The sequence below is a fragment of the Pseudobacillus badius genome, from assembly GCF_002189605.1.
Lineage (GTDB): Bacteria > Bacillota > Bacilli > Bacillales > Domibacillaceae > Pseudobacillus > Pseudobacillus badius.
The window spans coordinates 1-10,382 of the sequence record NZ_MWMM01000029.1 but is presented as its reverse complement, the minus strand read 5'-3'; the positions used below and the strand labels follow the sequence as shown (position 1 = coordinate 10,382).

8 protein-coding genes and 1 riboswitch are annotated in these 10,382 nt (G+C 36.5%); of the genes, 3 read left to right on the top strand and 5 right to left on the bottom strand.

The window, feature by feature from the left end; all coding sequences use genetic code 11:
- Positions 1–79: 79 nt before the first annotated feature.
- The 5 genes from B1A98_RS19385 to B1A98_RS19360 all read right to left on the bottom strand — a co-directional run bounded on the left by B1A98_RS19385 (position 80) and on the right by B1A98_RS19360 (position 6,121).
- Positions 80–493: a hypothetical protein gene (locus B1A98_RS19385; protein ID WP_063385354.1), complete on the bottom strand. Its 414-nt coding sequence runs from the start codon at positions 491–493 to the stop codon at positions 80–82.
- Entirely contained in the window at positions 471–1,187 is a 717-nt protein-coding gene (locus tag B1A98_RS19380) for a response regulator transcription factor (protein WP_041114476.1), read from the bottom strand. Before B1A98_RS19380 ends, B1A98_RS19385 begins: the two co-directional genes overlap by 23 nt.
- 528 nt (positions 1,188–1,715) lie before the next feature.
- Positions 1,716–1,997 carry a late competence development ComFB family protein gene (locus tag B1A98_RS19370; protein WP_041114478.1) on the bottom strand — a complete coding sequence of 94 codons (282 nt, stop codon included), beginning with the start codon at positions 1,995–1,997 and terminating at the stop codon, positions 1,716–1,718.
- A 224-nt stretch (positions 1,998–2,221) separates the two neighbouring features.
- On the bottom strand, positions 2,222–3,952 hold the full coding sequence (locus B1A98_RS19365; protein ID WP_041114479.1) for a methyl-accepting chemotaxis protein: 1,731 nt from the start codon (positions 3,950–3,952) through the stop codon (positions 2,222–2,224).
- Positions 3,953–4,006: 54 nt separating this feature from the next.
- On the bottom strand, positions 4,007–6,121 hold the full coding sequence (locus B1A98_RS19360) for a sensor domain-containing protein (protein ID WP_041114503.1): 2,115 nt from the start codon (positions 6,119–6,121) through the stop codon (positions 4,007–4,009).
- Between the two features lie 118 nt (positions 6,122–6,239).
- A riboswitch (cyclic di-GMP riboswitch) is annotated at positions 6,240–6,323 on the bottom strand.
- A gap of 527 nt (positions 6,324–6,850) precedes the next feature.
- On the opposite strand from B1A98_RS19360, the gene B1A98_RS19355 reads away from it, so the two are divergent.
- The 3 genes from B1A98_RS19355 to B1A98_RS20650 all read left to right on the top strand — a co-directional run bounded on the left by B1A98_RS19355 (position 6,851) and on the right by B1A98_RS20650 (position 8,907).
- Complete coding sequence (locus B1A98_RS19355; RefSeq protein ID WP_087903795.1) at positions 6,851–7,402, top strand: cupin domain-containing protein; 552 nt, start codon at positions 6,851–6,853, stop codon at positions 7,400–7,402.
- 292 nt (positions 7,403–7,694) lie between these two features.
- Complete coding sequence (locus tag B1A98_RS19350) at positions 7,695–8,186, top strand: hypothetical protein (RefSeq protein WP_041114504.1); 492 nt, start codon at positions 7,695–7,697, stop codon at positions 8,184–8,186.
- Positions 8,187–8,766: 580 nt separating this feature from the next.
- Positions 8,767–8,907 carry a hypothetical protein gene (locus B1A98_RS20650; RefSeq protein ID WP_156141529.1) on the top strand — a complete coding sequence of 47 codons (141 nt, stop codon included), beginning with the start codon at positions 8,767–8,769 and terminating at the stop codon, positions 8,905–8,907.
- The last annotated feature ends 1,475 nt before the right edge of the window (positions 8,908–10,382 follow it).

The window sequence follows — 10,382 nt, the reverse complement described above, 5'->3', positions numbered from 1 at the left end:
CGAATTTTAGAAACAAAAGAATGGCTAGAAAACAGCCAATCTTAGTGGCTCAATTTTTAATTAATAAATGGCTCACTTTTCAGTTGCGAAATACAATCCTTTGATTATTTTTAAATATAGGTGCTGTAAAGACAACAATCATATCTCCGTCCAGCCTAATCATATCAGTATCATTAACGGCTGAATGGTTAATAGGTAGATTAAATAAATCATCCTCCTCACCAGTACGGATAATAACTTGATTTTCTTTATCTATAATTCGAATCATCCCATCATCCCGTAAAACCGACTGTAATAAAGGACGCATTGAGGGGGAAAATAAATCATTGGTGTTTACTTTTTCTAATAATCCTTCTCCTATTTCTTTAAGATTTTCCATCTCCCGATTTTCAGTCAACTTCACATAAGAAAAATAAATAATGGCGTTGGCAATCAATAGGATGAGAAGGGACCAACAAACTAAAAGTAAACTAAGCTTTGCTTTGATACTCATTTTTCTTTCCTTTGATCATAAAGCCAACTCCACGAACCGTATGAATAAGGGGATGTGAGAACCCATGATCTATTTTTTTTCGGAGATAACCCATGTACACGTCTACTACATTCGTTTCCCCTACATAATCAAATCCCCATACTGCGTTAAGTAGTTGATCTCTTGATAAAACTTGATTAGAATGATCCATCATAAATACCAGCAAATCAAACTCTCTTCTAGTCAATTCTATAGGTAGATTTGCCCTAAATACAGATCTTGCAACGTCATCAACTTCTAAGTCATCGATGATTTTTAAGGAATTGGTCGAATTCAACTTCATTTTTAATTCCGATACCCTAAGAGCTGATCTGACTCTTGCTAATAGTTCCTCCATCTCAAAGGGTTTTGTAATATAGTCATTTGCACCATGATCAAGCCCATTCACTTTATCGTATACAGAATTACGGGCTGTAACCAAGATAATGGGAGTTTTTTCATCCTCTAAGCGAACCCGTCGCAGGACCTCAAAACCGCTCATTTCAGGGAGCATAACATCCAGTAAAATGAGGTTCCATTCACCTTCCTTTACGCGTTTTAAGGCTTCCTTTCCATTTTCCACCGCCTCAACTTCGTATCCCTCATGCTCTAGCTCCAGTGAAAGAATCCGGGCAATCTTCTTCTCATCCTCAACGATTAGGATTTTCTTTGTCATATCGCTTTTCCTCCCTTTCCTCTACCAACAACTATGCAAAATGTTTATGACAAGTATTTAAGAAAATCTTAAGATTTTTATAAGATTCTTTAATTGTTTTACTTTTATCATTACATCTTCACTTAGACTTTTCACCATTTGAGTGTCAGTGAATTCAACCAACCATTTATTGTCCGATACATTGTTATCACTTAATTTCTCGTAACCTGTATTCAAGATGGTATTCAGAAATTGCACCTTTACAACGATAAGGAACTTCCAACAGGAAAAGCCCGAATTCTTAGCATTAAAGTTAAGAATTTGGGCCATTTGATGATCATCCTTTATTTATAAAGTGCACAATATTTCCATAGTTAATAATGTCTCCGAGACCCTAGCAACGGATGAATTTGTCTTTCATTTTGAATTTTTCTTAGTAATCATCCATTTTACCCCCGGCAACACGAAACACTTGTAATACAGAATTTTCTTTGTCTATAATCCACTTAAAAATTATTTAATTGATAAGCTTGTAAATGAATCTTATGTTTATTCTATATTGGTACAGCGTTTATTTGCAGAAACTTGTGCTGCAGCTTGAGCAACGATAGCTATTATATTAGCGTGTTCTTGGGTATTCACAACCGTATACATTGCTTTCACTAAAGGACGCTGACTGTCCTTAACAATATATTTTGGAGGTACTTTATTTAGTGAAAGCGCTAAAATATCCTCTCGGCACTTGTCGCATTTACAAGAAAGATGCAAGCGGTCTAAATGCTCTGCAATCATTCCTTTAATGACATCTTCCATTACATTATGCACAGCCATTTTTAATCCTCCATTTCTCTTTCATTATGAAGCAGCTAAAAGATATCAATGATTACTTAAAAGAACAAATTATTCTGCAATTTCAAGCAGTGAAGGGCCGCCCCTAGGCCCATCAAACTGCCCAAGCAGCTGCCTGATTTCTTTTAAGTTCACTTCAGTTTCGTACACTGTTCTTTCTATCCTGTTACAGAAAGAACAGATTTTTCATCCAGTGTATAACGTTATTAGATCATTTTTTCCAACTGAGATAACAAGGAAATAACATGATCAGAAGCTTCCTGAAGCTGTTCAAAAGCATGTTGAGCTTCAGGTAGATTTCCTTGTTCGTAGCTTTCTACAGCTTGTTTTGCATAATAATGTACAGCTTGGTGAGGCTCTTCGAGCTGTTGAAACGCAGATTGGTTTTTAATGAACGGAGGTAGCTCGCCGTAATACCATTGACCGAGCCTGCACGATGCATAGGATGAGACCTGATTCGAATCAAGCGTTTCTATCTCAAGTAGCATATTATAAACTCTCCATTTCCAAAGAAGGTGGTCTGTTTTGGCCACCTTAATGACATCTTTGGCATTTAGTCTAATATTTGTTTCAAAGAAGGTGCGGCGATACTCATCCATCTGTTTGCTTAGTTCAAAGATTACTTGAGCTGTTCTCTTGGCAATATCTTGAGATAAAGTACCAAGATCAAGCATTGCTGAATTTCGTTGGGCAATTTCCATAATCGCAGAAGTCTGCTCCTCCGTCATTGCTGCAATTTGTGAAGTCGATTGATTAATTTTCTGCATAGTTGATACGATTTTTTCTAATGCTTCGTCCGCATACTGGGCTTCTTCAACACTCCGCTCAACCAGCTTTTCAGTGCTGCCCATTTGTTGTGTCACTTGACGAGAAACGCCTTGCAAAGATTCCATATTGGCGGTAATCTGCATAGTTTGTTCTTTTGTGTGTTCAGCTAACTTTCGAACCTCTTTCGCTACAACCGCAAAGCCTTTTCCATGTTCTCCGGCACGCGCTGCTTCAATACTCGCGTTCAGAGCAAGTAAATTCGTTTGATCTGTAATTTCTTGAATCACTTTTACTACACTTTGGATTTGCTCAATTTCCTCATTTAGTTGATTGACTTGTCTCGTCACATCATGGTAGACATGACCCACTTTTTGAATATCATGTAAGGCTTCATTAATAACTTGTTTGCTTTGTTCAGCCGATTGGACGGCTTCATCTGTTCTTTCAGCTACTTTGACGGAATGATCGGCTACTTCCATAATAGAGGCGCTCACTTCCTCGGCAGCAGCTGTAACGTTATGGCTTTCCTTCACTATATTGTCCATTTCTGTGATCAGCTGCTTCGTTGTATCCAGCTGTGTCATGTCATTGAGCATGTCAGAAACACCAAATAGAAAAGATTTAAATGTTTCCTCCATATACACCTCCACGATAAGCTGCTGGTCGAAGGCTGCTAGTTTCTGAACGGCAAGGACTATCTTCATCATTTGGTTAGGATGCGGATGGAGTTTCTCCATTAATATTGTTGTCATAATTTGAATCAGCAGATGATGCGCAGCAATAAAGTGTTCTGCTGTCAGATGGATGCGGCTGTGCACCTGGCCAACCACGATTCTCGTCAGTATATATTCTTTATCGACCTCCGCTCGGAGGAGCTGCTCAACATACCTTTCCATTGTCAGCCTTAAACGCTCAACCGTAGAATGTTCCGTAATTATTTGCTTAAGATGATCTACAGAAGTGATATGCTCGTAAAATTGATTCACTATTTCTTCTTTATAAGGAAGAAGAATGGGCAGAGCTTCTTTTACATGACTCAGCGTTTCCTGGCTAACCCCCATAAATGCCAGCCGTTCTTTCACCCTTTCTCCTACAGTAGATATCTCTTTTGCCTCAGAATTATCCAAATAGTCCACCCATGACTTTGTCTTCTTTGAAAAAAGCTTCATATTTTTCCTCCCTCAATCTTTATATAGCTGCTCGTTGTCGTTAATGCATCTTTTTTAATCTATCTCCTTAATTCCCGTAGCTCTGACAGATTCTTTTAAATACTCTTCAAAATCCTGACTAGACAAAGGCTTACTAAATAAAAAACCTTGCCCTTGGCTACAGCCATCCTCTCTGAGAACGTCTAGCTGTCTCTGATTTTCAACCCCTTCTGCAATCACATTGATACCAAGGGTTTGCGAGAGAGTCAGGACAGCTTGCACAATTGCCTGACTTTCCTTATTTTGATGAATATCCCGAATGAACGAAGCATCAATTTTCAGCGTATCGACAGGTAAGTGCTTAATATAGCTAAATGAACTGTACCCTGTTCCAAAGTCATCAATAGAAATATGAACCCCCAAATCTCTAAGTTGTTGTAAAACAGTTATTGCATTTTCAATATTAACAAATATACTTTCTGTCACTTCAAGCTCAAGCCATTCCGGTTCCAATTTGGTTTCTATTAGAATCTCTTCAATTTTCCTTACAATATCAGGGTACGAGATTTGGCGCGCAGACAAATTGATGGATATCTTTAGCGGAGTATAACCTTTATCTTGCCATTCTTTATTTTGTTCGCACCCACGGCGCAGTACCCATTCCCCTAAAGGGAGAATTAATCCCGTTTCTTCAGCCAAGGGAATAAATTTATTGGGAGAAATCTTCCCCAGTTCTGGATGATTCCAACGCACGAGCGCTTCCATTCCAATTAATTTGTTTTTTGAAAGATCTATCTTCGGTTGGTAATCAATATGAAACTGCTCAAGCTGAATCGCTTTTCTCAACTCATTCTCCAATAAAATACGCTCCAATGATTTTTCTTCCATTTTTGCTTCGAAAAAGGCATATCCGTTCCGGCCTCGTTCTTTTACAAAATAAAGAGCGGTATCTGCTTTGCTCAACAGTTCATCAGCTTCCGCTCCGTCTTGTGGAAAGATCGCAATACCGATACTACAGGAAGGTGTATACAGCTGGCCGGCGATTTCTAACGGTTTTTGGAAGTCTAAATGAATCCGTTTCACCAGCCGCTCCAGTTCTTCTACATTGGATATGCCTTTTAGCAGGACAGTGAATTCATCGCCGCCTAACCGGGCAACTAAATCCGTTGAACGAAGTGACTTTTTAATACGCTCGGCTGCTTTAGTTAAAATAAAATCGCCATTCTCATGCCCCCATGAATCATTCACAAATTTGAATCGATCTAAATCAATAAACATCACAGCAAGCTGAGAAGAGGAACTTTTTGCTTTCTTAATCTCCTGCCGCAAATGCTTCATAAATAATCTACGGTTCGGCAGATCGGTCAAAGTATCATGATAGGCTAAATGATAAATCATTTTTTCCGACTTTTTCCGATCGGTTATGTCTCTCATGATGAGCACGAAATCTTTTACTTTTCTGTCCTCGTTCATAATGGGACTAATTCTTGTTTCCATATCCTTATACTGATTTCTGCTCGTTCTAATACGAAACTCTATTTGCGAAGACATTTTTTTCTTTTTAGCTAGTAATCTTAATTCAGTGTATAAAATCTTTTGATCTTCTTCATGAATCCACTTGAAGAGCGGGTTAGACTTTAGTTCAGACATGTCATGCCCCAGTATTGTTACATGAGAAGGAGAAATATATTGAAAGTTTCCTTCTTTGTCAATAATTGAAATCAAGTCAGCTGAGTTTTCCGTAATTAAACGGTATTTCTCCTCGCTTCTTCGCATTTCTTCTTCCATTTTCTTTCGAAGACTGATATCATTTCGGATCGACACATATTGATACGGCTTTCCCTGATCATTTAAAAAAGGAACAATCGTCGTATCTACCCAGTAAAAAGAACCATCCTTCGCTCTATTCCGCACCTCTCCCCTCCAGATTTCTCCTGACCCAATTGTAGCCCACATTTGTTTGAAAAATTCCCCAGAATGGTAGCCTGAATTTAAAATACGATGATCTTGACCTATTAATTCTTCTCGGCTATATTTGGAGATTTTACAGAACTGGTCATTTACATAAAAGATCCTTCCCTTTTGATCAGTGATGGCAATGATAGAAGACTGATCCAGTGCATATTTGACATCTTTTAACTCTTTTAACAAGGCTTCAATTGGTTTATTTTTTTCATCTAATGGCTCCATTAAGTGAGAAAGTTCAGAAAGGTCCGGTGTAGCAGGTGCTTTTTTCAATTTATTTTCCTCCCGCTCTATGAAATATATAATGTTTAGGTTAAATAAAATCCGACAAAAAACCGACTCTTTAAAAAAGAGTCGGTTGCACTAGTCGCTCCAAGCCATTCAAGTGCCCAGATATAAATGGCTTTTCATTGCTTCTCTATATGACTATTATATTTAATAGTAAATGGCTTAGTTGAATAATTCTTTACGAATATGATAGTTCTTTTAGCCTAAACAGTCAATAAAAAATGAAAAATACAGAAGAAGCAAAATACTCTCTCCCTCTTGATAGGTTCAGTACTAAAAAGATTATGGTAATATTGCTACTTTAAAATAAAGTTTGATCATTTTCTAATTTTTCGCTCCACAATCGTACCCGTTAGTTGAAGTACAACGACCTTTGCCTTTCAGCAACTAACTCCACCATTTTCATTGCAATAAAATTTCACGTCTATCAAATAAAGTTCTTCTTGGGGTCTGATCTCGAAAATGCGGATTTACAACGCTAAGCTACTTACAGGGTTAACAATGAATGGTTTAACAGCGATAAAACTTTTGAGACAGGTCATATGAGACACTAATAAATACTTTCTTTAAATCAGCCACCTTACTCTAAGTACATTCCCTTAACAAGCGCATAGAATAATTTAACAAACTGTAAAGGGATTGAGAAAAGTGTACCATGCTTCTTATATGAATCCATATTCTTATTATGTTGGTGTACCAATGTATAACTATCCAAGACAATCTGTTAACTGGACTTCTCCTAATGGGGTATATGTAAACAGATTTAATTCTTTTCGTTCTCCCAACGGTGTTGGAAGTACTTTGAGAACAGATTTTGGACCAAAACCATTTGTCGCGAATATCAATGAAGCAACGAAGCAAAACAATACGTATCGTACTGCTTTATGGACAGGAACACATTTACAAGTTACTTTGATGAGTCTCAATGTTGGCGAAGATATTGGTTTGGAAATGCACCCTGACGTTGACCAATTCTTACGTATCGAGCAAGGCCAAGGTATCGTTCAAATAGGAGAGACTAAAGGTAATTTAAACTTTCAAAAGTGTGTCTATGATGATTCCGCCATAATGATACCCGCTGGAACATGGCATAATTTAACCAATACAGGTAATATTCCATTAAAACTTTATTCAATCTATGCACCTTCACAACATCCACATGGAACAGTTCATGTAACCAAAAAAGATGCAATGGCTGCGGAAGGCCACTATAACTAATGGTTAAAATTTTGAATTGAAATATTTATTGTTAATTTTAATGCTAAATTACTGTGAATTTGAACTTTCTCCATATTATCTGAACTATTTAACTTTATATGTCTTGCTTTATATATGGTTCAGGAACGGAAATAGATTTTGGTTCTTTCCAACATTTGTAGGGAGAAATATGATTATAGGATATGGTTGGAGATGGTTTGGATAAATTCACCATATAATAAACCCAAATAGCGTCCATTCATTCCAATGTTTCTAATGGAATATAAAGAGGTTAAGGGAATACGGTATGAGTATGATAAACTTTAAATCTTTTCGTGGTTATGTCACCATGATTAGTGACTTTGTGATAAGTCAAAATGATGAAGAAACGGGTTGTTATAAACTAATATCTGTAGATAATGGTTCAGGAGCTTTAGTAAATTTTGTAGTATCGCCCACCACTTACTTTGTAAACCATGCTACGGTAGCAGTAGGTGATTGGATAACTGGATATTATGATGGAAATGCAGCAATTCCTCTTATTTTTCCTCCGCAATATCGTGCAATTGTTATGGCAAAAGAAACACCCTATCAAAATGTGAAAGTTGACTATTTTAACAATCAGCTTGTGAGTAGCGATGGGAAATTACGATTAAATATTTCCTCATATACTCCTATTTTATTGCAAAATGGGCAAACCTTTTCAGGAAAGCCTGTAAATCGAAATCTAATTATTATCTATGACTTTGTTACAAAAAGCAGCCCTGTCCAAACTACGCCCTCTAAAATAATAGTTTTGTGTTAGAGGTGATATTAAAAGTCATCTCAAATTTTTGCATGAGATATACTTAGCATTTCGTGCATTTGTTTTAAACACAATCAAATGAAAAGATGCTCACTCGGAAGACGTTTTAAGAAGTCCCTTTCTTCACTTCCTCCATGAGGTGTTCGGTACTCCGTTTTGCTAGGATTCTACTAACGTCATTTAAACCTGTGATGGAGTCCATATTAATTTCAAGACAGAAAATAGAATTACTGAACGAGTCAGATAAAATTGCGATTTCATTGGTATCTTTTCCTGAGACAGCTCAGAATAATTTTTTGGAATCTCCATTCATTTGTGGAGAATAAGAATAATACCAAAAGAAAGGAGCTCCTGCACGGATAAATCCCTTACCTGATAAGGGATTTATTTTATTTTTCCATTCCTCCCTATACATGATTTTTAAATTGTTAATTTCACAGGGTTTTAGACCATTCAACCAGCCTGATGGTTGCATAAAAAGTGGGTTTTTATGCGCTACACTCCTTGAAGGTCAATTTAAGTCTTCATAGACAAAGTGATGAATAGTAGACACATAAAACGGCATAGTGAGGTAAAGAAAATGCCAATTCACGAATTTGGTTTAGGTGATATTGCAGAGTGCCCGAATTGCGGTAGAGGATTTGAGTTAAACAACTTGGATGAAGAAGAATTAAATGATTTTGATGAATACTTTGAACATATCACAACGTGTGATGATTAAGTCACAGTTCGTTAAAGGTGTTCTTAAAGTCATTTGGATAGGAACTGTTCGTATATTGCATATCCAATCAATAATAAGTACATTGCAAATCCAATGGTTAAAGCTATATACTTTAAAACCCGCACAACGTTGCACCTTCTTTAAAATTTTAGAGCATCGCACTCATGACTTAGTATTTGAGAGATTAAAAAGAATATACAAACAAAGTTTTATTTACTGTCACAGTTCGTGGAAAGTGCGTCGGTTAAATAAAGAGAGAGGTGGAATTTCAAAAGACCAGGCATCAGCCTGGCCGGACCAAAGTTCAAGTCATAGGTGTACAAAGGGCTAAAAGAAAGAACCTTGATTACGATTAATTTATCCGAAGATAAATCGAATATACAAAAAAAGTAAGGAAATCTCCTGACCCATTAACTAGCCTGTATGTGTTCCGGGGAGGATTATAGATGACCACTACTTTAAACAGTGTTTCCAACTAATTTTAAAATATAAAAAAAAAAGCCAGGTCTTGCCCAGCTTACCAACGTTTGTATCCAATTAAGTGAAAGCGGAGTACCCTTGAATATAAAGTAGTTTATTCAAATACAAAAAAAGGTGAAAAAGCCAGGAAATCTCCTGGATAGTCAAGGTGTAATTCATGCTACATGGAAATGCTGGTGGAATAACCTTGATTACAGGTAGTATACCCAACAATATAAAAAACACCAAAAGACAAAGTGTTATTTGACACATAATGCGCAATAGAATGACCTAAAAATAGGATGCTCCATTAAATAAAAAAAGCATTAATCAGATTTACCGATTAACACCAAACGTACTAGGGAAATGTGTTCGCAGATGAGGGCTCTTAACTGAGCATCTTTACATCTCTTCAGTTCATTAAGTAAATGGTCTAACTCTCTTGTAAAGATTAAACGCTCATCCTCACTCACCATAGTGACACTCCTTCTTACAGTAATAAGACTATGAAAGACAAGTTTAACAACAATATCTTTTTCCTACAAGTGGTGATTCCCTAAATAAAGAATTATCAGAATACCGGTTAAATTGTTTTTTTCAATTAGGTATATTTACTGTACGTTCCGTGGTTTAAATGACATTACTAGTTTTAAATTAAATATTTAACAAACTCTTTATTATAGGTTGCAATTGATCAGTAATAAATCATTAGGACAGCCTCATCATCTAGTTTCCGTTTTTTATAAGGGTTCGTTAATAAATGTTATCTCCAATCACCTAAAAAAGACCTTGGAAATAAGCCCTTTATAGAAGACACAAATTTTTAAGTCGTCTCTTTTTAGTTAAAAATAAACTGTGTATATTTGTTCTTTTACCAATTGGATTTGAGTCAATAATTTGGACACAAAAAAGTTAAGTCTTAGGCTGTTCTTCTAATTTGATCCTCAATGGCTTGAGGTGTTTGATAGCCAATACTGCTGTGAATTCTCTTTCGGTTATACCAGCCTTCTATAAAC